Origin of the sequence: Aeromonas sp. R7-5, from assembly GCF_040908015.1 — a bacterium.
GTDB lineage: Bacteria > Pseudomonadota > Gammaproteobacteria > Enterobacterales > Aeromonadaceae > Aeromonas > Aeromonas caviae.
The window spans coordinates 351,223-377,613 of the sequence record NZ_JBFOCZ010000032.1; the positions used below are offsets into that span (position 1 = coordinate 351,223).

General features: G+C 63.7%; 28 protein-coding genes and 1 pseudogene. 15 read left to right on the plus strand and 14 right to left on the minus strand.

The features are described 5' to 3' along the window. Positions 1-76: 76 nt before the first annotated feature. The 5 genes from AB5Y53_RS14650 to AB5Y53_RS14670 all read right to left on the minus strand — a co-directional run bounded on the left by AB5Y53_RS14650 (position 77) and on the right by AB5Y53_RS14670 (position 6,293). Complete coding sequence (locus AB5Y53_RS14650) at positions 77-1,609, minus strand: efflux RND transporter periplasmic adaptor subunit (RefSeq protein ID WP_368182394.1); 1,533 nt, start codon at positions 1,607-1,609, stop codon at positions 77-79. A 283-nt stretch (positions 1,610-1,892) separates the two neighbouring features. Further along, positions 1,893-2,381: a hypothetical protein gene (locus tag AB5Y53_RS14655; RefSeq protein WP_043154755.1), complete on the minus strand. Its 489-nt coding sequence runs from the start codon at positions 2,379-2,381 to the stop codon at positions 1,893-1,895. Between the two features lie 183 nt (positions 2,382-2,564). Further along, entirely contained in the window at positions 2,565-3,371 is an 807-nt protein-coding gene (gene xthA, locus AB5Y53_RS14660; protein ID WP_010673667.1) for an exodeoxyribonuclease III, read from the minus strand. Between the two features lie 252 nt (positions 3,372-3,623). Next, complete coding sequence (locus AB5Y53_RS14665; RefSeq protein ID WP_029314056.1) at positions 3,624-4,586, minus strand: ion channel; 963 nt, start codon at positions 4,584-4,586, stop codon at positions 3,624-3,626. A gap of 60 nt (positions 4,587-4,646) precedes the next feature. Continuing rightward, positions 4,647-6,293: a response regulator gene (locus AB5Y53_RS14670; RefSeq protein WP_042014219.1), complete on the minus strand. Its 1,647-nt coding sequence runs from the start codon at positions 6,291-6,293 to the stop codon at positions 4,647-4,649. A gap of 270 nt (positions 6,294-6,563) precedes the next feature. Between AB5Y53_RS14670 and AB5Y53_RS14675 the strand changes: the two genes are divergently transcribed. After that, positions 6,564-6,989 (plus strand): Hsp20/alpha crystallin family protein, encoded by a 426-nt coding sequence (locus tag AB5Y53_RS14675; RefSeq protein WP_113736095.1) that lies wholly within the window; start codon positions 6,564-6,566, stop codon positions 6,987-6,989. Positions 6,990-7,030: 41 nt separating this feature from the next. Here AB5Y53_RS14675 and AB5Y53_RS14680 read toward each other — a convergent pair whose 3' ends face one another. Continuing rightward, a complete protein-coding gene (locus tag AB5Y53_RS14680) occupies positions 7,031-8,074 on the minus strand; it encodes an FAD:protein FMN transferase (protein ID WP_368182396.1) in 1,044 nt (347 codons plus the stop codon). 299 nt (positions 8,075-8,373) lie between these two features. On the opposite strand from AB5Y53_RS14680, the gene azu reads away from it, so the two are divergent. Together azu and AB5Y53_RS14690 are read left to right on the plus strand one after the other, a co-directional pair. After that, the gene (azu, locus tag AB5Y53_RS14685) at positions 8,374-8,814 is read left to right on the plus strand and encodes an azurin (RefSeq protein WP_043155526.1); all 441 of its coding nucleotides are present in this window, start codon (positions 8,374-8,376) and stop codon (positions 8,812-8,814) included. 181 nt (positions 8,815-8,995) lie between these two features. Further along, positions 8,996-9,199: a hypothetical protein gene (locus AB5Y53_RS14690; protein ID WP_103244534.1), complete on the plus strand. Its 204-nt coding sequence runs from the start codon at positions 8,996-8,998 to the stop codon at positions 9,197-9,199. On the opposite strand, the gene AB5Y53_RS14695 is transcribed toward AB5Y53_RS14690, so the two are convergent. Continuing rightward, positions 9,196-9,765, minus strand: a complete 570-nt coding sequence (locus AB5Y53_RS14695) for a HutD family protein (protein WP_368182397.1) — start codon at positions 9,763-9,765, stop codon at positions 9,196-9,198. The two genes, AB5Y53_RS14690 and AB5Y53_RS14695, sit on opposite strands and share 4 nt — an antisense overlap. A gap of 129 nt (positions 9,766-9,894) precedes the next feature. Beyond that, a complete protein-coding gene (locus AB5Y53_RS14700) occupies positions 9,895-10,317 on the minus strand; it encodes a MarR family winged helix-turn-helix transcriptional regulator (RefSeq protein ID WP_257726140.1) in 423 nt (140 codons plus the stop codon). A gap of 81 nt (positions 10,318-10,398) precedes the next feature. Between AB5Y53_RS14700 and AB5Y53_RS14705 the strand changes: the two genes are divergently transcribed. The 3 genes from AB5Y53_RS14705 to AB5Y53_RS14715 all read left to right on the plus strand — a co-directional run bounded on the left by AB5Y53_RS14705 (position 10,399) and on the right by AB5Y53_RS14715 (position 12,227). Continuing rightward, the gene (locus AB5Y53_RS14705) at positions 10,399-10,698 is read left to right on the plus strand and encodes a DUF3861 domain-containing protein (RefSeq protein WP_041214821.1); all 300 of its coding nucleotides are present in this window, start codon (positions 10,399-10,401) and stop codon (positions 10,696-10,698) included. A gap of 132 nt (positions 10,699-10,830) precedes the next feature. Beyond that, entirely contained in the window at positions 10,831-11,802 is a 972-nt protein-coding gene (locus AB5Y53_RS14710) for a nucleoside hydrolase (RefSeq protein WP_368182398.1), read from the plus strand. Between the two features lie 95 nt (positions 11,803-11,897). Continuing rightward, complete coding sequence (locus AB5Y53_RS14715) at positions 11,898-12,227, plus strand: DUF3634 family protein (protein WP_039039207.1); 330 nt, start codon at positions 11,898-11,900, stop codon at positions 12,225-12,227. A gap of 90 nt (positions 12,228-12,317) precedes the next feature. Here AB5Y53_RS14715 and AB5Y53_RS14720 read toward each other — a convergent pair whose 3' ends face one another. Next, positions 12,318-13,226 (minus strand): LysR family transcriptional regulator, encoded by a 909-nt coding sequence (locus tag AB5Y53_RS14720; protein ID WP_368182400.1) that lies wholly within the window; start codon positions 13,224-13,226, stop codon positions 12,318-12,320. A 119-nt stretch (positions 13,227-13,345) separates the two neighbouring features. Here AB5Y53_RS14720 and AB5Y53_RS14725 point away from each other — a divergent pair, with 119 nt between their 5' ends. From AB5Y53_RS14725 to AB5Y53_RS14765, 9 genes and pseudogenes are all read left to right on the plus strand, one after another. Further along, complete coding sequence (locus AB5Y53_RS14725; RefSeq protein WP_103260469.1) at positions 13,346-13,789, plus strand: carboxymuconolactone decarboxylase family protein; 444 nt, start codon at positions 13,346-13,348, stop codon at positions 13,787-13,789. 506 nt (positions 13,790-14,295) lie between these two features. Then, complete coding sequence (gene cyoA, locus AB5Y53_RS14730) at positions 14,296-15,384, plus strand: cytochrome o ubiquinol oxidase subunit II (RefSeq protein WP_080767819.1); 1,089 nt, start codon at positions 14,296-14,298, stop codon at positions 15,382-15,384. A gap of 3 nt (positions 15,385-15,387) precedes the next feature. Continuing rightward, entirely contained in the window at positions 15,388-17,364 is a 1,977-nt protein-coding gene (cyoB, locus tag AB5Y53_RS14735) for a cytochrome o ubiquinol oxidase subunit I (RefSeq protein WP_041211612.1), read from the plus strand. Further along, positions 17,285-17,980, plus strand: coding sequence for a cytochrome o ubiquinol oxidase subunit III (locus tag AB5Y53_RS14740; protein WP_080560441.1), 696 nt, complete (start codon positions 17,285-17,287; stop codon positions 17,978-17,980). The genes cyoB and AB5Y53_RS14740 overlap by 80 nt, the downstream gene beginning before the upstream one ends. Continuing rightward, positions 17,981-18,310: a cytochrome o ubiquinol oxidase subunit IV gene (locus AB5Y53_RS14745; RefSeq protein ID WP_010673684.1), complete on the plus strand. Its 330-nt coding sequence runs from the start codon at positions 17,981-17,983 to the stop codon at positions 18,308-18,310. An 8-nt stretch (positions 18,311-18,318) separates the two neighbouring features. Next, complete coding sequence (gene cyoE / locus AB5Y53_RS14750) at positions 18,319-19,212, plus strand: heme o synthase (protein ID WP_010673685.1); 894 nt, start codon at positions 18,319-18,321, stop codon at positions 19,210-19,212. A 13-nt stretch (positions 19,213-19,225) separates the two neighbouring features. Further along, positions 19,226-19,327 (plus strand): annotated as a pseudogene (locus tag AB5Y53_RS14755) (protoheme IX farnesyltransferase); the annotation flags it as partial. A gap of 164 nt (positions 19,328-19,491) precedes the next feature. Then, positions 19,492-20,853: an MFS transporter gene (locus AB5Y53_RS14760; RefSeq protein WP_041213223.1), complete on the plus strand. Its 1,362-nt coding sequence runs from the start codon at positions 19,492-19,494 to the stop codon at positions 20,851-20,853. 83 nt (positions 20,854-20,936) lie between these two features. Then, complete coding sequence (locus AB5Y53_RS14765) at positions 20,937-21,305, plus strand: DUF1428 domain-containing protein (RefSeq protein ID WP_010673687.1); 369 nt, start codon at positions 20,937-20,939, stop codon at positions 21,303-21,305. 141 nt (positions 21,306-21,446) lie between these two features. Here AB5Y53_RS14765 and tauD read toward each other — a convergent pair whose 3' ends face one another. The 5 genes from tauD to AB5Y53_RS14790 form a co-directional block, all read right to left on the minus strand. After that, entirely contained in the window at positions 21,447-22,298 is an 852-nt protein-coding gene (gene tauD, locus AB5Y53_RS14770; RefSeq protein ID WP_043155533.1) for a taurine dioxygenase, read from the minus strand. Between the two features lie 79 nt (positions 22,299-22,377). Then, positions 22,378-23,208 carry a taurine ABC transporter permease TauC gene (gene tauC / locus AB5Y53_RS14775; RefSeq protein WP_368182401.1) on the minus strand — a complete coding sequence of 277 codons (831 nt, stop codon included), beginning with the start codon at positions 23,206-23,208 and terminating at the stop codon, positions 22,378-22,380. Then, positions 23,205-23,972: a taurine ABC transporter ATP-binding subunit gene (gene tauB / locus AB5Y53_RS14780; protein ID WP_226043994.1), complete on the minus strand. Its 768-nt coding sequence runs from the start codon at positions 23,970-23,972 to the stop codon at positions 23,205-23,207. The genes tauC and tauB overlap by 4 nt, the downstream gene beginning before the upstream one ends. A 16-nt stretch (positions 23,973-23,988) precedes the next feature. Then, positions 23,989-24,963, minus strand: a complete 975-nt coding sequence (gene tauA, locus AB5Y53_RS14785) for a taurine ABC transporter substrate-binding protein (RefSeq protein ID WP_368182402.1) — start codon at positions 24,961-24,963, stop codon at positions 23,989-23,991. Positions 24,964-25,251: 288 nt separating this feature from the next. Then, positions 25,252-26,355 (minus strand): ElyC/SanA/YdcF family protein, encoded by a 1,104-nt coding sequence (locus AB5Y53_RS14790; RefSeq protein WP_368182459.1) that lies wholly within the window; start codon positions 26,353-26,355, stop codon positions 25,252-25,254. Between the last annotated feature and the right edge of the window lie 36 nt (positions 26,356-26,391).

A 26,391-nucleotide genomic window follows, 5' to 3' on the forward strand; every position in this document is an offset into this window, starting at 1 on the left:
GATCTGGCTCCTTCCTCTTGGCGTGGTGTGAACGGCAGGACATGGTTGCGAGTAAAGCGGCAAGAGATCGACAGGATCATGACTTCTTCTCCATCTCGGGCATCGCCATCTGATGCTGGCTATGGTCCATGCCTTCCATCTTCTCCATCTCATCCGCAGCAGGCTTGGTGGCGTCGCCGCTTGCCGGCGCTTGCTCCTGATGGATGGTGGTGATGCGGTACTCATCCCCCTCCTGCATCACTTGCAGGTGCAGGGTCTGCCCTTCGGTGAGCTTGCTCATATCGACCCCGTCGGCGACGGTGAATTCCATCTCCATGGCGGGCCACTGCCACTCGGGGATGGGCTGGTGGGAGACCATCAGGGTGCGGTTGGCCAGATCGATGCTTTCAACCTCGCCCTGGGTCCACACCTGGGCGGGGCGCACCGCCGTCATGCGCTGGAAGTCCGAATCGATGGCCGATTCGGAGTCGAGCAGGAACTGGGCCGAGCTTACGATGCTGTCCCCGGCTTCAACGCCCTCCCGGATGGCGACCTTGTCGCCAAACTGGGGGCCCAGGGTGACGGCCACCGACTTGAAGCTGCCATCCCCCAGTGCCAGCACCAGCCGATCCTGGCTGCCGGTGCGGATCACCGCTTCGCTCGGTACCACCAACCGGGGTTGGCCCTGCCCGGTGCGAATGCTCACCTTGGCGAACATATTGGGTTTCAGAAACTCGTCCGGGTTGGCAAAGCGCAGCCGCACCTTGAGGGTGCGGGTGGCGGCATCCAGGGTCGGGTAGAGGTAATCGACCCGGCCCTGCCAGTGGCGGCCGGGGGCATAGTCGAGGGTCATGGTGACCGGGTCCCCCACCTTCAGCTGGGCCGCCTGGCGCTCGAACACCTCGGCGCTTACCCACACCTGCTTGAGGGTACTGATGTTAAAGAGCGCCGCGGCGGGCTCCACATACTGGCCTTCCCGTACTTTCAGCTCCGAGACATAACCGCTGCTGGGGGCATAGATACGCACCGTCTCCTGCACCTGACGGCTGCCCTTGAGGGCCGCTATCTGGTCGGCCGGCACCTGCAGGGACTTAAGCTTGCCCTCGGCGGCGCGCAGCAGCAGCGGGTTGCTGGTGTTGAGAGCGAGCAGGTATTCGTGCTGGGCGTTGACCAGATCCGGGGCGTAGAGCTCGTAAATAAGGCTCCCCTTGCTCACCTGTTGCCCCTCGCTCTTGATGGCGAGGGTGCGGATCCAGCCCGCCATGCGGGCGTTGACCGCCTCCAGCTTGTCCTCGTCATAGCCGACATAGCCCACCGTCTCGATCTGCTGGTGGATTGGCAGTCGCTCGACCTTAGCCAGTCGCACCCCCAGGTTCTGCTGGATCTCGGGGCTGATGGTGACTGTGCCCGGCGAGCCGTTTTTTTGTTCCTCATAGACGGGGATAAAGTCCATCCCCATGTTGTCCTTGGCAGGGCCGTCGCGCTTGTCGCGCGGATCCATGGGGTTGACCCAGTAAAGGGGCGTCTTCTCCTTGGCTGCAGTGCCAGCGGAGGTCTGTTTGGCGGCCCAGTAGCCGCCACCGGCGCCGAGGGCGAGCAGCAGGGCGGACATCAACAGCGTCTTGTTCATGACAAGCCTCCGGCGCGCGGGAGGCGAAGGGGCGGCGGGCACGGCTGCGTGCAGGCAGACCGGGTAACAGGGGTAATTGACATGGTATCTCTTCTCTTCTGTCAGGCCGCCAGTGTGGTGGTGTGCGCGGGCAGGGCATCACCACGAGGCGGCAAACGGGGCGCAGCTGCATCAGCGCGCACGGCTCCCTGCGAGCAGGCCGGTTTGGCCGGGGCGCAGGGTCAGGCAAGGCGGCAGAAAACGGGCAAGCCGAGGCTTGCCGCTGCCGCGAGAGAAGCGCTTTCTAGTGGCGCAGCACCGACAACATCAGGTGTCGGCGCGGCCAGGAGGGAGGGTGGGTACCTCGGGATCGCAGGAAGGGATCCCGCAACCAGTTGTCCAGCAGGGGGGCGAGGCGCCACGAAGGGAACAGCAGCAGGGGAAGCAGCAGTGACAGCAGCAGGCCGAGCAGGGGCGGCGCACTGGTGGCGCCGAAGACGCCGCTCTGCATCTGGCACTCCTCCCCGGGCGGGGCCGCCTCACTCTGGGGGCCGCCGTGGCAGGAGAGAGAGGCTGTGTCGGCCTGGTGCATGGCGGAGTGCTGCACAGGCTCGCTCTGGTGCAGCCCATGAGACAGGGGGGACTGCGCCGGAGTCAGGATGGATGCGGATGCGTCGCTTGGCAGGGCGGTGGCCGCCCCATGCCAGCCGATGCACAGGGTGAGATTGCAGACGAGCATCAGTCCCAGCAACAGCCGGGCGATGAACGTGGTGGGCAATCTCGATGAGAGCATGGGTGGCTTCCCTGTGACGGATGGGCCGAATCTAAACCTTGCCGAAAGGAGAAGGTCAAGGCCTGGCAAGCGCCGTCTGCCTGGGAATTGATATGGATTAAGAAAGGGCGGGGCAGTGAACAAAAAAAGCCCCCGCATGGGCGGGGGCAGGTTCTTTTGGCGAGGGCTAGCCTGACGTGGGGATCAGGCGAAGCAGGTCCAGATGGGGGCGTGATCCGAGGGCTTGTCGATGCCGCGCAGCTCGTAGTCGATGCCGGTCTCGGTCACTTTGTCCTTGAGGGCGTCGGAGGCCATGATGAGGTCGATGCGCAGGCCCCGGTTCTCGTCAAAGCCCCTGGAGCGGTAGTCGAACCAGGAGAAGCGCTCGCACTCGGTGGGGTTGGCGGCGCGGAAGGTGTCGGTGAGGCCGAACCCCTTGAGCCGCTCCATCCATTCCCGCTCGATGGGCAGGAAGGAGCACTTGCCATCCCGCAGCCAGCGCTTGCGGTTCGCCTCGCCGATGCCGATGTCGAGATCCGTGGGGGAGATGTTCATATCCCCGATCAGCGCTATCTGGTCGTCCGGGGTGTGGTGGGTCTCGAGGTAGTGCTGCAGGTCTTCATAGAACTTCTGCTTGGCCGGGAACTTGGTCTCGTGATCCTGGCTCTCCCCCTGGGGGAAGTAGCCGTTCATCACCTTGATGACGGAGCCGTCTTCCCGCTTGAAGCTGGCCATGATCATGCGGCGCTGGGCATCTTCCGGATCGGTGGGGAAACCCTTTTGCACCTCGATGGGAGCCTGCTTGCTCATGATGGCGACCCCGTAGTGCCCCTTCTGGCCGTGGAAGACCACGTGGTAGCCCATGGCCTCCACATCCGCGACCGGGAAGGCTTCGTCGTGCACCTTGATCTCCTGCAGGCCGATCACGTCCGGCTGGTGCTTGTCGATAAGGGCTTGCAACTGATGAAGACGGGCGCGCAGGCCATTGATATTGAAAGAGATGATCTTCATGTTCGGGGTGCTCATGTCGTTTTTGTTCGTCGCTTATTGGACTAGGAATCCGCGATGGATGCAAGTTCGGGGGCGGTGACTGGCGCAGCGGCTCGGGAATCTGTTCACGATCTGTCGCGAGAGTCTGTCAGCAAGGTGACGCGCAGCAGAGGAACCTGAGTGCATATGTATACATGAGAGCGCCTGGCGACACACAAGCGAGCAGCATATGAGCCTTGGAAGTGGCCTCCCAGCAGGATCGTGGACAGGTTTCTAGCGGGTCATCTTCTTGACAAACACCACTACGAACAGTGCCAGCGTGAAGCTGCCGGTAAAGGCTTCGAAGGCGGCAAAGATCCGCGACAGCCCCACCGGGGTGAAGTCCCCATACCCCAGCGTGGTGAAGGTCACCACGCTGTAGTAGAGGCACTCCATCAGGAAGATGGCGTTCTGCTCCAGGGGGGCGTCCGGGCGATAGATGAGGTGGGTGCCCGCGAAGTTGAGGCCGCAGAAGAAGTAAAAAATGCTGCAGATGACGATGAGCAGCAGGGAAAAAAGCACCACCCGCATGGGGGCCTCGCCGTAGCCGCAGAAGAGATCCACTATCCAGGAGGCGAAGCGGCGGTAGGACCAGAACGGCATCTGCAGGCGGCGCATGGTGAGCTCCTGCTGGATGTAACGACCGGACATGGTGAAGATGCCCTGGGCCTCGGAGGCCTTGCGCAGATCCCGGTAGGTCTCCTCCGCCTCCTTGAACCAGACGCGGGCCTGCGCCGGGTCCCGCTCGCGGCGCCCCTTTCTGTCCTGCATCAGCCGCTTGCCCGTCTCCAGGTTGTCGAGGCGGGTGTTCTTCCAGCGGATGCCGAGCAGGTTGACGTCGTCGAGGGTGGCGCAGTGGAGGTTCGCTTCGCTCAGATCGGCCTTCATCAGGCTGCCGCCCTTGATGCGAATGCCGTAGAGATGGGCCCCCCGCAGGTTGGCGCGATAGAGGTTGCACTGCTCCAGCAAGAATCCCTCCGGACCCTGCCTGTTCACCAGGTTGAGATCCGCCAGCTCGGCGCGGGCCAGTTGCAGGCCGTGGCACAGGCCTCCCTGGCGCACATAGCGCTCCAGCGCCTCGGCGGTATCAGGGGTGTTGTGGGCCGCAGCGGGGTCGTGCCAGCGGCAGAGATCATGATCCCCTGCCTCTTCGGTGCAGTGGCGGCCATCGGCCACCAGGTATCGGCACATTGCCATGGTGTTACCCCTCCCTTCCCTGAGTCAGTATCAGCATAGGTGAGGGGAGGAGGGGGGATATCAGCTGTGCTGATGATATTCCTGGCGCAGCTTGCGAAAACGTTCCTGCTGGGCGGGGTTGAGGGGGATGCCCTCCAGCACCTCCAGGGTCTCCTTGCACTCGGCGCCAAACTCCGGGCTCTTGCGGTTCTTCTGCATGAGTTGCAGCAGCACCTGGATCTTGTTGAGGGCGGCGCCGGTATTGGCGGGCGCCCGGCGCAGGGCCTCGCGAAAGTGGCCGAGGGCCTGCTCCAGCTCTCCGGCCTGATAGGCCTTGATGCCCAGATCGTTGAGCTGCTGATAGCGCTGGCGCCGCTCCTGCACCGTCTTGTCATCTCGGGTCACCTGGATGCAGGTGGTGAGCAGCCGATCCTCATCCTCCGCCAGCAGGGATTGCAGGCTCTCGGCGTACTCGAACTCCCCGAGCTGATAGAGGGCGAGTATGGTCTCGCCAAGGAGGGCCGGAGGCATGGTGGCGGGCTCGTCCAGCCAGTTCTGGTTGGCGCGATAGAGCATCTTCTTGCCCTTTAGCAGCTCCCCCAGGGCGATGCGCACCCGAGCCTGGCAGATCTGCTCGAACACCGGGTAGTTGAACTCCGACATCATCAGGGAGTCGCGGATACGCGACAGGGCGGAGTTCACCTGCTTTTGCAGGTTGGCGATGTGGTAGCCGTCGTTGCTGTTGAGGGCGTAGAGAGTGAGGGTCTGGATATAGGCCCCGAGATAATGCGGCGTGCGGTGGATCGAGTTGCGCGACAAGTCGATGAGGGCGAGCAGCACGTCCTTGGCCTGGGCGTAGTCGTGCCGTTGCAGGCACACCTCCGCCAGACGGCGGGAGAGCTGCACCGACTGGGGAGAGATGTCCACCGCCCGGCGCAGCTCCTGCTGGGCTTGCTCGTCATTGCCCAGCGCCAGCAGGGACTCCGCGAGCCAGAGGTAGGCCTCCACCATCAGGGGGGTGTGTTTCAGGGTGGCTTGCAGGTGGCTCACCGCCTCCTCGTGCAGACCCAGGGTATGGCACGCCTTGCCCAGAGTGAGGCGAGCCCAGCTGTTCTCCTGCCCCGCCAGCAGCTGGCGCATCAGGCTGCGGGCCTCCTTGGCCTGGCCCAGCTTGAGCTGGGTATCGGCCTGCAGGCAGCGGCAGAAGTTGGCAAAGCGGGGCACCGCGTCCGCCTGTTTGGCACAGGCCTCCACCAGGGCGGGCAGATCGTCCCGGGTGAGGGCGCTGAAGACGCTCTCCAGTGCCTGGCGCCGGGCGAGGGCGCGTTTGAGGCGAAACGAGAACTGCTCCTGGGAGAAGGGCTTCATCAGGTATTCGTCGGGCTCGGCTTCCAGCGCGCTCAGCACCATGGCGCGGGAGCCGTCGCTGCTGACCATGATCACCACGCTCTGGGGCGGAATGAGTTGCTGATCCCGCAGGCTTTCCAGCAACTGGCGGCCGTTCTCGCCCGCCCCCAGCTCATAGTCGAGCAGATAGATGTCGAAGCTCTCTTTCTGGCAGCGGCGGCGCGCCTCGTCGGCGGAGTTGGTGTAGGTGATGCGGTTGATGCCGATGTTGATCAGCATCGCCTTCATCATCATCTGGAAGGAACGCTGTTCGTTGACCAGCAGGATGCGCTTGGGCTTGGGCTGGGGTTTCTTCTCGGGTACGGAGTCCGGTGTCTGCATCTGTCTGGCATCAAGGCGCTACGGGCTGGTGGGAGAAGTGTGCCACCAAAGTCCGCAGGCAGGCAATTGCACATGGGGAGGGGCCCCGGTTTTTCCCGCAGACCTTGGGTAAAAAAAGGGTGTCTTGCCTTTGATCCCGGTCAAGGGAAGGTGAGTTGGCACTGGCAGGCGCTGTCCCGGTTTTTAGACTTGAAGAGCGTCTGCATGCGGGAGGCGGCAGAAGGGCAGGGTGCCCGTCTGCTCCCTTGCCCGCTCACAAGGAGGGATCAGATGAGTTTGCTACCAAGTCGCACCAGCCTGTTTGATGACCTGTTCCACGACATGGCCTCCGGCTTCTACATCCGCCCCCTGCACGGGGACCCGTTGCCCGGCCAGATCAAGCTGGATCTGCGGGAGAGCGGGGATGACTACCTGCTGCAGGCGGAATTGCCCGGAGTGGCGAAGGAGGACATTCACGTGGACGTGCACGGCAAGCTGGTGACCCTGAAGGCGGAGATCCGCCAGTTTGACAGCCAGAACAAGGATGAACGGGCCCTGCGCAGCGAGCGTTATTATGGCAGCGTGTCGCGCAGCGTCGAGCTGCCGGTGGAGGTGTCGCCAGAGCAGGTGAGCGCCCGCTTTGACAACGGCATCCTCACCCTGCGCCTGCCCAAGCAGGCGGCCAGCCCCGCGCCCCACCGCATCCCCATCGAATAGGCGGTCAGTGAACGAGGCCCCGCGCTGCGGGGCCTCGTCATTCAGGGCTGTTTACGCACCAGATAGGGGGCAAACTCGGGGGTGTGGCTGGCCGCAAAGCCCGTGGCGGTCTTCTCGATGAGATAGACCGCCAGCTTGTGCTCCCTGGCAAAGGCCATCGCCCGCTCGGGACCCATCACCATGAGGGCGGTGTCGAGGGCATCGGCCTCCAGGGCCGTGGGGGTGATGACGGTGGCGGAGACCAGCTTGTGGGTCACGGGCTCGCCGGTGGCAGGATCGATGATGTGGGAGTAGCGCTTGCCGTCGAGCTCGTAATAGTTGCGATAGCTGCCGGCGGTGCTCACCGCCATGCCGTTCGGGGTCACCACGTCCTCGATGGCGCCCGGTCTGTCCGAGGGCTCGACGATGGCCACCCGCCAGGGATTGCCCTTGTCGTTGTGCCCCTTGCTGCGCACTGCCCCGGCCACTTCGATGAGGTAGTTGTGAACCCCTCTTTGCTCCAGCAGCCCGGCTATCTCGTCGGAGGCCGCCCCCTCACCCAGGGTGGAGAGATCCAGATAGAGGTCTGGGATGGCCTTGCCGAGCAGGAAGTGATCCCCCTCGGGGGTCAGGGTGAGCTTGTCGATGCCGACCCGCTCCCGCGCCTTGGCGATCTGCTCTGCGCCGGGCCGCCTGACCGGGCGCTTGTCCGGCCCGAATCCCCACAGATTGACCAGGGGGCCCACGGTGACATCGAGAACCCCCCGGGTGAGGTGCCCGGCGTCAATGCCCTGTTGCACAATCTTCGCCATGGTGGCCGGGATGACCTGGGGGGGTTGCCCCGTTCCCTGATTGAAGCGGGAGATGAGGGAGCCCGGATCATAGGTGGAGATCTCCTTGTTCAGGCGTGCCAGCAGCGCCTCTACCTCCTGATGCAGTGCCCCCTGTCCGCCGGGGAAGGGGTCGCTCAGGGTCACCGCATAATAGGTGCCCATGGTGTTGCCCTGGATGCGGGTCTGGGTCGGGGCCGGCTGGCAGGCGCCAAGCAGCAGGATCAGGGAGAGCAGCAGGGTGCGCGCCAGCGCAGGCGCAAAGGGGAACTTCATCTCTCATTCTCGCGGGAGTCATCGACGGGGGAGCAGCTTAGCCAACGGCTGCGGTGTTGGCGAGTGGCCGTGGGCGGGAAGGCGGCAAATAATTAAGCCGGAGGGGAATTTGATCAACCTGCTTTGGGCCCGGGGTCGGGAGAAAAGAAGTGACCGGGCCCGCAGGCTGGCCCAAAAGCGGTCGTCCTTCGGTGACATTTGAATACAATGAAGATCGATCCTGACAGCATCTTTGCGGGTCGCGCCCACGGGGGCGAGATGCCTGTGCTGTCATCCTTCGTCAATCAAAGGAGAACGTGATGAAAAAGGTGTTAACCCTGCTGCTTCTTGGCTCCCTCGCCACCCCGGTCCTGGCCGACGAGTGCGCATTGGTGATCGAAGGCAATGACGCCATGCAGTTCAACCAGACGGCGATGAGCGTGCCGGCCACCTGCAAGGAGGTGACGGTGACCCTCAATCACACGGGCAAGCTACCGGTGGCCAACATGGGCCACAACTGGGTGCTGGCCAACACCGCCGACTATCAGGCCATCGCCACCGCCGGCATGAGCGCCGGGGTCGATCACGACTACCTGCCCAAGGATGACCCCAGGATCCTGGCCCACACCAAGCTGGTGGGGGGCGGTGAGAGCACCAGCGTCACCTTCAAGACCGACGGCCTGGCGGGCAAGGATCTCACCTTCTTCTGCTCCTTCCCGGGCCACTTCGCCCTGATGAAGGGCAGCTTCAAGGTGGGGTAGTGCCAAGGACAGTGTCGCCGCCAGTACAAGCAAAAGCCGGGAGGGTCCCGGCTTTTTTGTCTTCGCTTGCGCTGCGTCGCGGTGCTTTCATGATCTGGTCTGGGGTGGCAAGGAGATGACCGGCGTAGAATAGGCCGCAAATGGGCCAGTGGCCCGCCTACGCCCCTTCGGAAAAGAGAGAATGAACGCAGTGAAATGGATGCTTGGCTGTTGCCTGATGCTGTTGTGCGCCATGGCGCTGGCCGCCGAGCCCCCGGTGAAGAAGAGCCGGAGCGGCATCTGCCACCCCAAGGGCGGCACCTACTACAGCCGCACCAGGCACTATACCCCCTATGACACCATGCAGGCCTGCCTCGACAGCGGGGGCCGTGCCCCCCGGCGTTAAACGGCGGCCTGCTTGGGCTGCAGGGTAAAGAAGGCGAGGGTGGTCTTCTTGCCGCACTCGAAGCGGATGTTCTCCTCCCCCTGCACCACCAGGGTCTCGCCCGGTGCGACCTGCTGTCCCTGCACGGTGAGCTGGCCCTCCAGCAGGTGGCAGAGGTAGCACTTGTCCGTCTCCAGGGTGAGGCTGAGGGGGAAGGGCAGGTTCAGCACCCGCACGTTGGCGCTGATGCGCGCCGGGTGGTAGATGAGCCCGAGATCCGTCACCTCTTTTTTCAGCAGCTCGCAGCGGGTCTCGTCATCCCCGCTGAAGTGGGCCGCCTCGAAGGTGGCGTAGGGGTGGCCGTTGAGCACGAAACCGGCACCGCTGACGGGCAGCAGGATGCGCTGGTAGCCGGGAAAGCGGGAGAAACTCCCTGCTTCCTTGATGGGGGCCGAGCTCAGCCGGTAGTCAAAGTCGAGCTTGTCCAGGGTCGAACCAGGGGGGGAGATCAGGATCTGGGCCGTGGTGCCCTGCCTGTTCTTCCAGGGCATTTTCAACTGGTCGGACTCTTTAATCAGGGTGATCACGATGGCGCCTCGGCGGGAAGGGGAGAGTGGGGCCAGTGATACCATCTCCGGGAGTGGCTCACAAGGCGCCGCCAGCGCAGGCCGCGCTGGTTGGCCACAAATCAGGCAGCGGCCCCCCTGACGCTGACCCTAATCGGTCGACTCAAGCCCTTTTTCTATCTTGTCCAGCAGTTGCTGCAACTGCGCTATCTCCGCCGGCGTCAGCAGGGAACACAGCCGTTCGTCGAGCCGTGCGGCCTGCTGCTCCCCCTGGTTGACCCGCTCGCAGGCCAGCGGGGTCAAGGCCAGACAGATGCTGCGTCTGTCAGTGGGATGGGGCTGCTTCTCGATGAGCCCCTGTTTCTCCATCTCCTGCAGCAGGCGCGTCACCTGCGCCTTGTCGCGGCCCGACCGCTGCGCGATGAGCTGCGGCGTGGCGGGATCCAGCGCATGGATCAGTTGCAGCACCTTGTAATGGAGGGGGCTAAGGGCGATCTGTTGTGCCCGGAAATGCTGGGTCATGGCGATTTTGTACTGATCGAGGATCCGGAAGAGGCGGTTTGACAACTTCATGGTTGATAAAGTCAACTTAAAAGGGTTTAATTGATTTTATCAACCATATGGGCAAAAGCCCAGCCCGAGAGGAGATGAAAGATGCCACACACTTATCGTGTACAGGTCCAGGCGCTGGACCGCGAGGTGCCCCCGTTGCAGTTCGACTGCCAGAATCACGACGACATCTTTGCCATCCTGGCGCTCAGCAAGGGGAAGCTGCCCATGTCGGAGCAGGAACATCAGGCGTTTATCGTCGGGTTGAAGCTGTTTGGCGAAGTCATGATGCAGCATCGCAAAGAGGAGCTGTTCAAGGGGTTTCTCCCCCATTTCAAGCAATTCATGGGGCAACTGAAACGCACCGCCAGGGGAGAGGAGGCCGTGGTCGCCCCTTCCGAGTGACTCCTGCCCTGACCCCAGGGGCGAGTGCTCCCTCCAGCATGCCTGATGCAAAGGAAACCCCGAGGTTGTGATCCCGGTGCTGTCAAAGCGGCGACGGCCCGCTACACTGGCAGCTCGTTTCACGGAGGACCCATGACCCACAAGATCATTCTGGATACCGATCCCGGCATCGACGATGCCATGGCCATTCTGTTTGCCGAGGCGCACCCCGCCGTTGACCTGCTCGCCATCACCACGGTGTTTGGCAATGCCACCATCGAAAACGGCACCCGCAACGCCCTCTGGCTCAAGCAAAAATATGGCATGAAGGCGGATGTGGCCCGGGGCGCCGCCGCGCCGTTGCTGCGCGAGCCTGTGGGGCCGACGACGGTGGTGCACGGCCCGAGCGGCTTTGGCGACGTCCAGGCGGGGGAGGTGACCCTCATCCCGGATCCCCGCCCGGCCTGGCAATACATCGTCGAGACGGTGAAGGCCCATCCCGGCGAGATCACCCTGGTGACCATCGGTCCCCTCACCAACCTGGCGCTGGCGCTCGAGGCGGCCCCCGAGGTAGCCGCCCTGGTGAAAGAAGTGGTCGTGATGGGCGGCGCCTTTGGCGTCAACGGCCATCGCGGCAACGTGACCCCCTATGCCGAGGCCAATATCCACGACGATCCCGATGCGGCGGACCGGGTCTTCACCGCCCCCTGGCCCCTGGTGATCATCGGGCTCGACGTCACCCAGCAGAGCATCTTCACCGCCGACTATCTGGATGCGCTGCGGGACGATGCGGGGGAGCCGGGCCGCTTCCTGTGGGATGTCAGCCGCTTCTACCTGCGCTTCTATTCCGAGCGCATCGGCATGGCGGGGTGCCATGTGCACGATCCCTCCGCCATCGCCTATGTGATCGATCCTGCGCTGTTTACCCTGCGCAAGGGGCCGGTGCGGGTCATCACCGAGGGGCCCGCCATCGGCCATACCCTGCAAAAGTTTGACGACACCCGCCATCCCCATGACGAGTGGGCCGACTGCCCGGCCCAGCAGGTCGGGGTCGCGGTGCGGGATCAGGCCCTGCTCGCCCTCTATCGGGATACCCTGGTGGCCTGGGGCAAGGGGCGCCGATAAGGCCCGGCAGTGAGTGAAAGCGTGATGGCGGCCGGGTCATGGTGAGGCGCCCCCGGTTATACTGGCGAACATCGGGTTGACGGGAGGAAGACGCAATGGCCTGGTTGTCTCTGTTGGTGGCGATAGCCCTGATCGGGTGGTTGATGACGCTGGGGCGCGGTGCCCTGTTCGAGGTCCGGCTCGCGCCGGGCAAGGTGGTGGTGAAGCGGGGCTCGGTGCCGCCGCGCTTTGTGACCCAGGCGACCCAGATCCTGCACCATGAGCCGGTGCGCGGGCGCATCCTGGGCCTGCGGGACGGCAACGGAGTGAGGCTGGTCTTCTCCCGCTCCATCCCCGAGCCCGTGGCCCAGCGCCTGCGCAACATCTTCCCCTACGGGGATTACCGGGGGCTCTCCCCGAGCCCTGACGGGCGAAAATCACGCTGAGCGGTCGCCGTGGCGACCCTCATTTCCAGACGCCGGGCCCTGTGCCCGGCGTCTGCGTTTTCAGGGTTTCGCCAGGAGGCCCTGTTGCGGTCAGCGCGGCCCTTGCAAGGGCCTGATCGCCTCGACCAGAAAGTCGATGAAGGCGCGGGTCTGGGGTTTGAGGAAGCGGCCGCCACGAAACACCGCGTGGATCTCGTCCTGGCGATCCTCGTAGGGGGAGGCGAGCCACTCTGGCAGCAGCGGCAGCAGGGTGCCCTCGTCGATGCTTTGCTGCACCATCCAGCTCGACAGCAGCAGCACGCCGCACCCCGCGAGGGCGGCGCAGAGCAGGGGCGTGCCCCCGACCGAGGCAAGGTTGCCCTGCACCGCCACCTTCTCGCTCTCCGTGCCCTGCTGGAAGTACCAGTGCTGGCGCTGGCGCCCATGGCCGCGAATAAGGCAGTTGTGGTGGGCCAGCTCGGCGGGATGGGCGGGTTCGCCATGGCGGGCCAGATAGGCGGGGGAGGCGACCAGCAGCGAGCGGTTGGTGAGCAGATGACGAGTGTGCAGGCTGCTGTCGGCGGGCTTGCCGATGCGCACCGCCACGTCCACGTTCTCGGCATCGAGATCCACCATGCGGTTGTCCAGCGCAACCTCCAGGCGCACCCCGGGGTAGCGGGCGAGGAAGTCGGGCAGGCGGGGAGAGAGCCAGGACGCGCCGAAGCTCTCGAACACCGAGACCCGCAGCGGCCCCTCTGGCGCCACCGAGAGGGGTTGCAGGGATTGCACCAGCTGATCCGCCTCCTCCAGCAGGGGCAGGGAGCGGGCGAGAAAATAGGCGCCCTGCTCGGTCAGCACCAGTTGGCGGGTGCTGCGCTTGAAGAGCGGGATCCCGAGCTGCTGCTCCAGGGCGTCGATGGCACGGGTCACGGAGGAGGGGGCCTGGTTGAGGGCGCGGGCGGCACGGGAGAAACTGCCCGATTCCACCACCTGGGCCAGGATGCGGATGCGATCCAGCATGGATTCACCTTTGCGATAAACGCAAAACTGTTGCAGGTTATGACGATATTCTAATCAACAATGAAAAAGTGAACAATCAGCTCACCGCCCCATCCGGGGTCCATCACAGGAGTCTTGCCATGTCACACCGTATCCAGCTCGCCAACCAGGTGCCCGCCGCCGTCTCGGCCATGATGGGCCTCGAGTCCTACCTCGGGGGCACCGACATTCCCCTGTCGCTCAAGGAGCTCATCAAGCTGCGCGCCTCCATGATCAACGGCTGCGCCTACTGCATCGAGATGCACGCCGACGTGGCGATGAAGCACGGGGAGAGTGCCCAGCGTCTGCTGGCGCTGGCCGCCTGGCAGGAGTCGCCGCTGTTCGACGCCCGGGAGCGGGCGGTGCTGGCCCTGACCGACGAGGTGACCCTGATCGCCGACAAGGGGCTCACGACGCAGACCTATGAGGCGGCGCTGGCCCAACTGGGGGAAACCCTGCTGGCCCAGTGTCTGGTGCAGGTGGTCACCATCAACGCCTGGAACCGGATCGCCGTGGCGACCCGGATGGAACACAATCACTCCTGACTCCGACTCCGAGGGAGGGAGAGAAAACGATTGTCAACGGGCCCGCACAAGGGCCCGTTTTGTTACGAAGTGTGCCTTCTGGCGTCAGGGGTTGCGACCGTTGTCGGGGGGCGGGAAGTTAATCATACATTTGTTTGATTAATTATTTTTTTAATCTTCCCCGAAAAACACCCATCCAGATCAAGGTGTGGAAAAATGACCTGTGAGTCGAAAAGGGGCTGTATGGCTCTTTTTTGATCGCAATGGCGGGTTAAAAACAGACCAGATGGATCTTTTTGGTTAATTGGTGGTCACTTTTGGTGGCGCGAGAGATTAACGGAAGATGAATTGCCGCGGTGTAACTTGAATAAATTGGTCAATGTCAAGGGATTAACATCTGATACCGCTTTCCATCACCTTTTGAACATTTTTGGGATTAATTTTTCATGTTGTTCACATGCCGGTCTGATGCAATAAAATGCTGCATTTTTTTATACCAATAAGCCTTCAAAAGATGAGGACATTGCATGAGACTCTTTGATGTGAAGAGGGGCTTGGGCGCTTTGCTGCTGCTCGCGACCGCCAGCTTGCTGAGTGGCTGCGACATGGCACTGATGAGCCCCAAGGGGCAGGTCGGTATGGAGCAGAAGTCACTGATACTCACCGCACTCGGCTTGATGCTGATCGTGGTGGTGCCCGTGATTGTCATGGCGGTGGCGTTCGCCTACAAATACCGAGCGTCCAACACCAGTGCCACCTATGCGCCGGACTGGGCCCACTCCAACAAGATTGAGGCAGTCGTCTGGACTGTACCCGTCATCATCATCGTCATCCTGGCGGTGATCACCTGGAAAACTTCCCACTCCCTCGACCCCTACAAGCCGCTGGAATCGGACGTCAAACCGGTTCAGGTGGATGTCATTTCCCTGGACTGGAAGTGGTTGTTCGTCTATCCGGAGCTGGGCATTGCGTCGGTCAACGAGCTGGCCTTCCCGGTCAACACCCCGGTCAACTTCCGGGTGACCTCCGACACCGTGATGAACTCCTTCTTCATCCCGCAACTGGGCGGCCAGATCTACGCCATGGCCGGCATGCAGACCAAGCTGCACCTGATTGCCAACGAGGCGGGCGAGTACAAGGGCATCTCCGGCGGTTACAGCGGTGCCGGTTTCTCCGGCATGAAGTTCAAGGCCATCGCGACCCAGGATCAAGCCGGTTTCGACGCCTGGGTAGCCAAGGTGAAGGCCTCTTCCAAGGCCCTGAGCACCATGGATGAGTTCAATGCCCTGGCCAAGAAGAGCGAAAACCACCCGGTGGAGTACTTCGCCAGCGCCGATCCCAAGCTGTTCGTCAACATCATCAACAAGTTCATGGGCGGCATGTCCCATGGTGGTCACGCCACCCCGGCTGCGGGCTCTGCGGATCACGAGGGCATGAACCACGAGGCCATGAACCATGACGCCGCCCCGAAAGCGGGTGCCATGGACCACGAAGGGATGAACCATGAGGCCTCGCAAGAGGACGCCATGGAGAACCAGGCCATGAACCATGACGCCCATGCCGGACACATGGCCATGTCGGCCGACAAGAGTGTGAAAGCAGGATCCGAGGAATAATCGATGTTTGGAAAATTGACACTCGAGGCTATTCCGTACCATGAACCCATCATCATGGTCACGATAGCCGGTATCATTCTGGGGGGCCTGGCCATCGCCGGTCTCATCACTTACTACGGCAAGTGGCAATATCTGTGGAAAGAGTGGCTGACCTCGGTCGACCACAAACGCCTCGGTATCATGTATCTCATCCTGGGCATGGTCATGCTGCTGCGTGGCTTTGCCGACGCCGTGCTGATGCGTGGCCAGCAGGTCATCGCCTCCGGGGGTGGCGAAGGCTACCTGAATGCCCATCACTACGACCAGATTTTCACCGCCCACGGCGTCATCATGATCTTCTTCGTGGCCATGCCGCTGGTGATCGGTCTGATGAACATCGTGGTGCCGCTGCAAATCGGTGCCCGTGACGTGGCCTTCCCCTTCCTGAACAACCTGAGCTTCTGGTTCACCGCCGCGGCCGTGGTGCTGATCAACGTCTCCCTCGGGGTCGGTGAATTCGCCCAGACCGGCTGGCTGGCCTATCCGCCCTTGTCGGGGCTGGAGTTCAGTCCCGGGGTCGGGGTCGATTACTGGATATGGAGTCTGCAGATTTCGGGTCTGGGGACCCTGCTGACCGGCGTGAACTTCTTCGCCACCATCATCCGCATGCGTGCCCCTGGCATGACCATGATGCGCCTGCCGGTCTTCACCTGGACCGCCCTGTGTGCCAACATCCTGATCATCGCCTCCTTCCCGATCCTGACCGTCACCATCGCCCTGCTCACCGCAGACCGCTACCTGGGTACCCATTTCTTTACCAATGACATGGGTGGCAACATGATGATGTACATCAACCTGATCTGGGCCTGGGGTCACCCCGAGGTGTACATCCTGGTGCTGCCGGTGTTCGGGATCTTCTCCGAAGTGGTGGCGACCTTCTGCAAGAAGAAGCTGTTCGGTTACACCTCCCTGGTGTGGGCGACCGTGGCGATCACCGTGCTGTCGTTCATCGTCTGGCTGCACCACTTCTTCACCATGGGGTCCGGCGCCAACGTGAATGCCTTCTTCGGCATCACCACCATGATCATCTCCATCCCGACCGGGGTGAAGATCTTCAACTGGCTGTTCACCATGTACCGCGGTCGCATCGAGTTCACCTCGCCCATGCTGTGGACCGTCGGCTTCATCATCACCTTCACCGTGGGTGGCATGACCGGGGTACTGCTCTCCGTGCCGGCCGCCAACTTCGTGCTGCACAACAGCCTGTTCCTCATCGCCCACTTCCACAACGTCATCATCGGCGGCGTGGTGTTCGGCTGTTTCGCCGGTATCACCTACTGGTTCCCGAAAGCGTTCGGCTTCAAGCTGGATGACGTCTGGGGCAAGCGTGCCTTCTGGTGCTGGATCACCGGCTTCTTCGTGGCCTTCATGCCGCTCTACGTGCTGGGCTTCATGGGCATGACCCGTCGTGTCAGCCAGAACATCGATCCCGAGTTCCACGGCTGGCTGGTGGTCGCCGCCTGCGGCGCCGGTCTGATTGCCCTGGGCGTGCTGTGCCAGGTCATCCAGATCGTGGTCAGCATCCGCGACCGCGAGAAGAACCGCGACCTGACCGGCGATCCCTGGGGTGGCCGTACCCTGGAGTGGGCGACGTCCTCTCCGCCGCCGTTCTACAACTTCGCCATCGAGCCGAAGGTCACCGGTCTGGACGCCTTCTGGGAAGCCAAGGCTGACGGCAGCGCTTACAAGAAGCCTGCCCAGTATGCCCCCATCCACATGCCGAAGAACTCCGGTGCCGGTGTCATCATCGCCGCCTTCAGCGTGGTGTTCGGCTTTGCCATGATCTGGCACATCTGGTGGATGGCCATCGCCGGCTTCATCGGCATGATCGCCACCTGGATCATCCACAGCTTCAACGACGATGTGGACTACTACGTACAGGTTGACGAGATCGAGCGCATCGAAGGTCAGCATTTCGACAACATCAACAAGGTGGCTTAATTCCATGGCGACTGACGTACTACATCACTCTCACGGTGCCCATGAGGATGGGCACCACGATGCCGGTGCCACCAAGGTATTCGGTTTCTGGATCTACCTGATGAGTGACTGCATCCTGTTCGCGACCCTGTTCGCGACCTATGCGGTCCTGGTCAACGGCACTGCCGGCGGCCCCACCGGCAAGGACATCTTCGAACTGCCGTTCGTGTTCGCCGAAACCATGCTGCTGCTGCTGAGCTCCATCACCTTCGGGTTCGGCATGCTGGCCATGAACAAGAACAAGGTCGCGGCGGTCAACACCTGGCTGTTCGTCACCTTCCTGCTGGGTGCCGGCTTCATCGCGATGGAAATCTACGAGTTCCATCACCTGATCGTGCACGAGGCGGGCCCGGATCGCAGCGGCTTCCTCTCTGCCTTCTTCACCCTGGTGGGGACCCACGGTATCCACGTGACCAGCGGCCTGGTCTGGATCATCGTGATGATGGTGTCGATCACCAAGAAGGGGCTGACCGAGCGCAACCGCACTCGCCTGATGTGCCTGAGCCTGTTCTGGCACTTCCTCGACGTGGTATGGATCTGCGTCTTCACCGTGGTCTATCTGATGGGGGTCATGTAAATGAGTCATTCCGTTGACAATCACGGCGCCAGCCACGGCAGCGTCAAGTCCTACATGATCGGCTTCGTGCTGTCACTCATCCTGACCGCCGTGCCGTTCTGGATGGTGATGGACGGCTCCGCCTCCCACGCCGTGGTGCTCGGCACCGTGGTGGCCATGGCGGTGGTGCAGATCTTCGTACACCTGGTCTACTTCCTGCACATGAACACCTCCTCCGAGGAGCGCTGGAACCTGGTGGCACTGGTCTTTACCGTGCTCATCATCGCCATCGTGGTCGTGGGTTCCCTGTGGATCATGTACAACCTCAACATCAACATGATGGTTCACTGAGCGGGTTGATGATGATGAAGCAATACCTGCAAGTGACCAAGCCGGGCATCATCTTCGGCAACCTCATCTCGGTTATCGGGGGATTCCTGCTGGCCTCGAAGGGGAGCCTGGATGTGCCCCTGTTCATCCTGACCATGGTGGGGGTGTCACTGGTGGTGGCCTCCGGTTGCGTGTTCAACAACTACATCGACCGGGACATCGACTGCATCATGGAGCGCACCAAGAACCGCGCCCTGGTGCGGGGGCTCATCGCCCCCGGTGTCTCCCTCTGGTATGCGACGGCGCTGGGCGTTGCGGGCATTGCACTGCTCTACTTTGCGGCCAATCCGTTGGCCGCCTTGCTGGCGGTGCTGGGCTTCCTGGTTTATGTGGGGGTCTACAGCCTCTACATGAAGCGCCACTCGGTCTATGGCACCCTGGTCGGCAGCCTCTCCGGCGCCGCGCCGCCGGTCATCGGCTACTGCGCGGTGAGCGGGCAGTTCGACTCGGGGGCCCTGATCCTGCTGGCGATCTTCAGCCTGTGGCAGATGCCGCACTCCTATGCGATCGCCATCTTCCGCTTCAAGGACTACCAGGCCGCCAACATCCCGGTGCTGCCGGTGGTGAAGGGGATCCCGGTGGCCAAGCTCCACATCACTCTCTACATCCTGGCGTTCATGGTGCCGACCCTGATGCTGTTCCTCGGCGGCTACGCCGGGTACAAGTATCTGGTGGTGGCCACCGCGGTGAGCGTCTGGTGGCTGGGGATGGCGCTGTCGGGCTACAAGGCGGCGGTGGACGACTCCCTCTGGGCGCGCAAGCTGTTCATGTTCTCCATCGTCACCATTACTTGCCTGAGCGTGATGATGTCGGTGGACTTCCAGCCGGACGCAGCGCCTGTATTGGTGAGCATGCTGCCCTGACGCTGGAGCTGACATGTTCTCCATCGTCGTCATCATCTTCACCTGCCTGAGCGTGATGATGTCGGTGGGCTTCCAGCCGGACGCAGCGCCGGTGCTGGTGAGCATGCTGCCCTGATAGTGTGAACTGCACCCCTGAAATGCATGAAATCCAGAGCCGGGAATCTTCCCGGCTCTGCTATTATGGGCGCCGCCCTGCGAGGGGTATCGCCGATTTTTCGGGGCGGCCGGGCGCCTGTCACCCCTTTCTTTCTCTCTTCTTTTTGACTCATCGAGGCCCTCATGAATGATTTCACCATGACGAGGGGCGAGCGACGCGCGACCTGGGCGCTCGGCTCCGTCTTCTCGCTGCGCATGCTCGGCATGTTTATGGTGCTGCCGGTGCTGACCACCTACGGCATGTCCCTGGCGGGCGCCTCCGAGGCGCTCATCGGGCTTGCCATCGGCATCTACGGCATGACCCAGGCCCTGTTCCAGATCCCCTTCGGCCTGCTCTCCGACAAGGTGGGGCGCAAGCCCCTCATCGTCGGCGGCCTGCTGATGTTTGCCCTTGGCAGCGTCATCGCCGCCCTGAGCGACGCCATCTGGGGGGTCATCGTCGGGCGCGCCCTGCAAGGGAGTGGCGCCATCTCCGCCGCCGTCATGGCGCTCCTGTCTGATCTCACCCGGGAGCAGAATCGCACCAAGGCGATGGCCTTCATCGGGGTGAGCTTTGGCATCACCTTCGCCATCGCCATGGTGACCGGCCCCCTCATCACCCATGCCCTGGGCTTGTCCGGCCTCTTCTGGCTCATCGCCCTGCTGGCCCTGGCCGCCATCGCCATGGTGCTCTGGGTGGTGCCGACCCCGGCGGCCCACCTGCAAAATCGCGAGTCCGCCATGGTGCGAGGCAGCTTTCGTACCGTGCTCACCAACCCTCGCCTGCTCAAACTCAACCTCGGCATCCTCTGCGTCCACACCCTGCTGATGTCGAGCTTCGTGGCCCTGCCGCCCCTGCTGGAACGTGCGGGCCTGCCCCGTGACAGCCAGTGGCAGGCCTATCTGGTCACCATGCTGATCGCCTTCGTGAGCGTGGTGCCCTTCATCATCTATGCCGAGAAGCACCGCCAGATGAAGCGGGTCTTCATCGGGTGCGTGGTGGTGATGCTGGCCGCCGAGCTGGTGCTCTGGCAGAGCGGCCAGCAGCTGTGGGGTCTGCTCGCCGGGTTGCAGCTCTTCTTCATCGGCTTCAACGTGATGGAGGCGCTGCTGCCGTCTCTCATCAGCAAGGAGTCCCCGCCGGGCTACAAGGGCACCGCCATGGGGGTCTACTCCACCAGTCAGTTCCTCGGGGTTGCCATCGGCGGCAGTCTCGGCGGCCTGCTCTACAGCCTGGGGGGTGGCCCCCTGGTGTTTGGTGGTTGCGCCGCCCTGGCCCTCGCCTGGCTCGGGGTGAGCCTCACCATGGCCGAGCCCCCCTATGTGAGCAGCCTGCGCATCGTGCTGCCGGAAGGAGTCGAGGCAACCCCGGCCCTGGAGCAGCGGATCCGCGCTTGCGAGGGGGTGAGCGATGTGCTGCTGGTACGCGAGGAACACTCCCTCTACGTGAAGGTGGACAGCAAGCGCCTGACCCGCAGCGATCTGGAGCGGCTGGTCTCGTTGTGATGGCTGGCTGCGCGGGGCGGCGCAGAGCGCGGGCTGATGGGCGGCTGCTATGCTGAGATCCTCACTCACTGGAGGAACCTCTGATGTCATACGTGGACGGATTCGTGCTCGCCGTGCCGACGGCCAACAAGCAGGCCCTGATCGATCATGCGGGGCAGTTTGACCCCATCTTCCTCGAATATGGCGCCACCCGGGTGCTGGAGTGCTGGGGGGACGACGTGCCCCACGGCAAGCAGACCGACTTTTATCGGGCGGTGGCGGCCAGGGAGGATGAAACCGTGGTCTTCTCCTGGGTGGAGTGGCCGAGCAAGGCGGTGCGGGACGACGCCATGGGCAAGATGATGCAGGACCCCAGGATGGACCCCGCCAATCCCCTGCACCAGACCATGCCGTTTGACGGCGCCCGCATGATTTTCGGAGGCTTCACCACCGTGCTGGAGCTCAAGGGCTGAGACCTGCCATCGGGGCTTCACCCTGGTGGCCGGAGCGCAAGGGCCGATAGCACACCCAGGCCCGTCAGATGATGAAAAAGCCCGCCAGCCGGCGGGCTTTTTGCTGGGCGTTATCTCATGGTCGCTCTCCATGAGGGATGTTCAGCCCGGGCGCCAGAAGGGCTTGTCCCCGAGAATGGTGGCCCTGTGCATCACCCGGCGGGCCGGCAGGTAGTCGGCATTGGCATAGTGCTGGGTCACCCTGTTGTCCCAGATGGCGATGTCGTTCTCCTGCCAGCGCCAGCGCACCTGGAACTCGGGGCGGGTGATGTGCTCGAACAGAAAGCCGAGCAGGGCCTCGCTCTCTTTGGGGGGCAGCCCGGGCAGCCGGGTGGTGAACCCCTCGTTGACGAACAGGGCCTGACGGCCGCTCACCGGATGAGTGCGGATCACCGGGTGGCGCAGGGGCGGGTGACGGGCCACGGCCGCCTGCCAGCGCTGGCGCGCCTCCTCGCTGTCATCATGGCGATGGGCCGGGAAGGACTTGGTGAAGTCGTGCTCGGCTTCCAGCCCTGCCAGCAGGGTTTGCAGGGGAGGGGAGAGGGCCGCCAGCGCCGCGATGCCGCTGGCCCAGAGGGTGTCCCCCCCGGTGGGGGGCAGCTGCTTGGCGGCCAGAATGGCCAGTGCCGGGGGCGTCTCGATAAAGGTCACGTCGGTGTGCCAGTTGTCGTTGTCCGGCGGATTGTCATCGTGGGTATCGAGCACGATGATCTCCTCGGCCTCCTCCGTGTGAGGGTAGACGGGGTGGATGTGCAGATCCCCGAAGCGGTTCGCCAGCGCCCGCTGGGCTCGCGGGGTGATGGGCTGGTTGCGAAAGAACAGCACCTGGTATTTGAGCAGGGCGCGATGGAGCTGCTCGAACTGCCCCTGGCTCAGGGGCTCGGCCAGATTGACGCCGGCGATGACGGCGCCGATGTGGGGGCCGAGGGGGGTAATGGTCAACTTGTCGGTCATGGTCTTGCTCCATGTCTGGGGGCGTGAAGGCCCGATACCAATAGGAAAGGGGGGCGAAGGAAAGAGGTCAGCCTGTGGCTCATTGTCCTTCTCCATGCCAGGGGGTGAGCCTGCGCTGCAGGGCGCGCAGGCCCAGTTCCAGTACGAAGGCGATCAGGGTGATCACCAGGATGCCCGCCAGCACCACGTCGGTGGCGAGAAACTCGCCGGCGGATTGCACCATGAAGCCCACCCCCCGGGTGGCGGCGATAAGCTCGGCCGCCACCAGGGTGGACCAGCCCACCCCGAGCCCGATGCGAAGCCCGGTCAGGATGTCCGGCAGGGCGCCGGGCAGGATCACGTGCCAGAGCACCTGGGACCGGGATGCTCCGAGCGCCTGGGCCGCCCGCACTCGCACCGCGTTGGCGCTCTGCACCCCCGCCAGGGTCGCCAGGGCCACGGGCGCGAAGATGGCCAGATAGATGAGCAGCACCTTCGATGTTTCACCGATGCCAAACCAGATCACCATGAGTGGCAGGTAGGCGAGCGGCGGCACCGGGCGGTAGAGCTCGATGAGGGGATCCAGCACGCCGCGCACCGTGGGGGAGAGCCCCATGGCGATGCCCACCGTGATGCCAAAGAACGCCGCGGCAGCGAGCGCCACCAGGATGCGCCCCAGGCTGGCCCCCAGGTGTTGCCACAGGGTGGCATCCATAAAGCCCGTAGGGCCTGCGATGGTGATGAGCTGTGCCAGCACCCGCTGTGGGGGCGGCAGGAACAGGGGATCGACCCAGCCGAAGTGGGCCACCAGCCACCACAGGGCCAGCAGCACGATCAGGGTGGCGAGGCTCAGGGTCAGACGGCGGGACAGGGGCCAGCCCGCTGCCCGTGTGTGGGTGACATCCCGTTGCCGGGCGAGGGCGAGAGTCATGCGAAGGCCTCCCGCTCTGCGAACACCCGTTCCAGCACGTATTCACGGCGCTCGATGAAGGCCGGATCGGACTTGATGCTGCGGCAGGGCTCTCCGGCGGCGAAGCGGCGACCGAAATCCAGGGTCAGCCGCTCCGTCACCCGCCCGGGGGAGGGGGAGAGCAGCACCAGATCGGTGGCCATGAAGATGGCCTCCTCGATATCGTGGGTGATGAGCAGCACCTGACGCCGGTGCTCGTGCCACAGGCGCAGCAGCAGAGTCTGCATCTGCTCCCGGGTGAAGGCGTCCAGGGCGCCGAAGGGCTCGTCCAGCAGGAGCAGGCGGGGTTGGGTGGCCAGGGCCCGGGCGATGCCGACCCGCTGGCGCTGGCCGCCGGAGAGCTGCCAGATGGCGCGATCGCCGGCCCCCTCCAGCCCCACCTGACGCAGCAGTGCCCGGGCCTGTTCGGTGCGTTCGGCACTGGGCACACCCGCCAGCTGCAGGCCGAGGGCCACGTTGTCTCGCACGTTGCGCCAGGGCAGCAGCCCCTCGCTCTGGAACACCACGCCGCGCTCGGCGCCGGGGCCGGTGACCGGCTTGCCCTCAAGGCTTATCTGGCCGTGGTGGCAAGGCTCGAAGCCCGCCACCAGGTTGAGGAGGGTCGTCTTGCCCGAGCCCGAGGGCCCCAGCACCACCATCAGCTCCCCCTCGGACAGGGAGAGGTTGATGTTGTCGAGCACCCGCCTGCCGGCGTACTCGGCGGACACATGAGAGAGCTGCAGCATGGTCGTCTCCTTGGATTTACTGGGCCACGGCTTTCACGAAGCGATCGGTCACGAACTGGCGGTAGTCCGAGGCGGCGTTCGCGACCTTGCCCTGGCTCTCGAGGAAGCGGGCGGTGTCGATGATGGTCTGGTTGACGAGGCGCCCGAGCTCGGCGCTCTGGGCCTTCGCATCGAGGTAGGTGTTGCCCTTCACCAGCGCGGGAACGTCCGCCTCGGGAACGCCGCTCAGCTTGGCCAGCTTGGCGAGGTTGTCCGGCTTGGTGAGCCAGCCGTCGGGGTTGGCCAGGTAGTCGCGCTGGGCGGCCAGGGTGCTGTTCACGAAGGCCTGCACCACGTCGGGGTGGGCCTTGGCAAAGTCCTTGCGCACCACCCAGACGTCCAGGGTCGGCGCCCCCCAGTCACCCACCTGGGCGGAGTCGGTCAGCACCTTGCCCTCCTTGATGAGCTGGTTGAGGGCGGGGGCCCAGACATAGGCACCGTCGATGTCGCCCCGCTGCCAGGCGGCGATGATGGCCGGTGGTTGCAGGTTGACGATCTGCAGCGTCGCGGGGTCGACGTTCCAGTGCTTGAGGGCCGCCAGCAGGCTGTAGTGGGTGGTGGAGGTATAGGGCACGGCGATGCGCTTGCCCGCGAGATCCTCGGGTTTTGCGAGCCCCTGCTTCACCACCAGGGCCTCGGACTCCCCGAGCTTGGAGGCGAGCAGGAACACCTCGATGGGCAGGTTCTGGCTCGCCGCCACCGCCAGGGGGCTGGAGCCGATGTTGCCTATCTGCACGTCGCCAGAGGCGAGCGCCCGTACCACGCTGGCGCCGCTGTCAAACTTGCGCCAATCCACGGTGGCGCCGCTCTCCCTGGCGAAGCTGTTGTCGGCCTGGGCTACCTTGGCGGGTTCGGCGGAGGTCTGGTAGGCCACGGTGACGTCGAGGGCCTGGGCGGACTGGCCGAGCAGCATGGAGGCCGCGAGCCACAGAGAGATGCCTTTTGCTGTCATGATGCACTTCCTTGTTGGGGGTGTTGGAAGCCACATCTTTATCTGAACATCCCCGGGGGCGAAGGAACGAGAAGGGGGTTCTCATGCCGTTTGGTTCTTAGAAAAAGAACGGTAAATCAATGATCTGATTGAGATATGCCAGAAAGTGGATAGCTTGCTCACCCGCCATCTATCGGGTGGATGGCGCAAGGGGCCAGCAGGTGCGTGCAGGGGAAGGCCAACAGGGGGGGCAGTGACTGGCAGGGAGAAGAGAGGAAAAGGCCCCGCCAGGGTGGCGGGGCCGGGGGATCAGCGCTCCACCAGCGGGGCCGAGCGGTAGCTCCACAGGCCATAGGTGCGCAGGGCGTCCCGGTAGATGCCAAGCAGCTCCTCCGGGCTTGCCTTGGCCAGGGCCGAGAGGGGCTTGTCCGGGTAGGCGACGCTGTCGATGCGGATGTTCGCCGGGCCGCTCTGCCAGCAGGCGATTTCCAGCAGGGTCTGGCCCCGGCGCACATGGCTCGCCGAGCTCACCAGGGTGGCGAACTCAATCTCGTGGCGGGCGAGGGCATAGCCGCTGTAGAGGGCGTTCTCCACCGTGCTGGTGGCGTAGTTCTCCTCGATGATACGGGAGCGGTCGATGCCCTTTTTCGCCAGCCAGTCCGCCATCAGCTTGCCCTCGGTCTGGCGGTTCTGGGGCACGCCGCCGGTGAGGATGACGAGGGCCGCCGGATCAGCCTGGGCCAGGGCGCGGGTGGTCTCGAGGCGTCCCAGCAGGATGTCGTGCATGGAGCCATCGGGATTGAGGGCATAGCCCAGGGTGACGATGGCGCGGCGCCCCTTCTTCTCGCCCCGTCCCTGACGCTCCTTGAGGGGGGTGGCGACTACCCGATCCACGGTGGCGAACAGTCGCTGCAAGTCGGCGGCGCGACCGGCATTGAGCTCGCCGACCCGCTTGAGGTAGCCATCGGATTTGGCCCGGTTGCCCTTGAAGCGCTGCCAGGTGGCCAGATAGGTGTTGATGTCCAGATCGTCCGGGGCGGCGGTGAGGGCCTGCTCGAACAGGGCGATGGCCCTGTCCACGTTCCCGTTGTAGATCTGGGCATTGGCCGCCGAGATGAGCAGATCGGTGCGATAGGGCTCGAGCTGGTGGGCCTCCAGCAGCAGGGTGGTCACCTGCTCCATGTTGCTCGGCATCTTGGCGGTGAAGCCCGCATCGGAGACCCGGGCAGGGGAGTGGAAGATGCGGGCGGCGTCTGCCAGCAGCTGATCCACCACCTGGCGCTTGCTGATGAACTGCTCGTAATTCTGCTCCTTTTGCAGGGAGCGCACCGGGGCGGCCCAGGCATCGGATGAGACAAAGAGCGGCAGCGTCAGCAGGCTGGTGAGGGTCAGGGCAATCGCGGTTTTCTTCATCATGGGGCTCCCTCTGGGGTGCGGGGCGCGATGCCG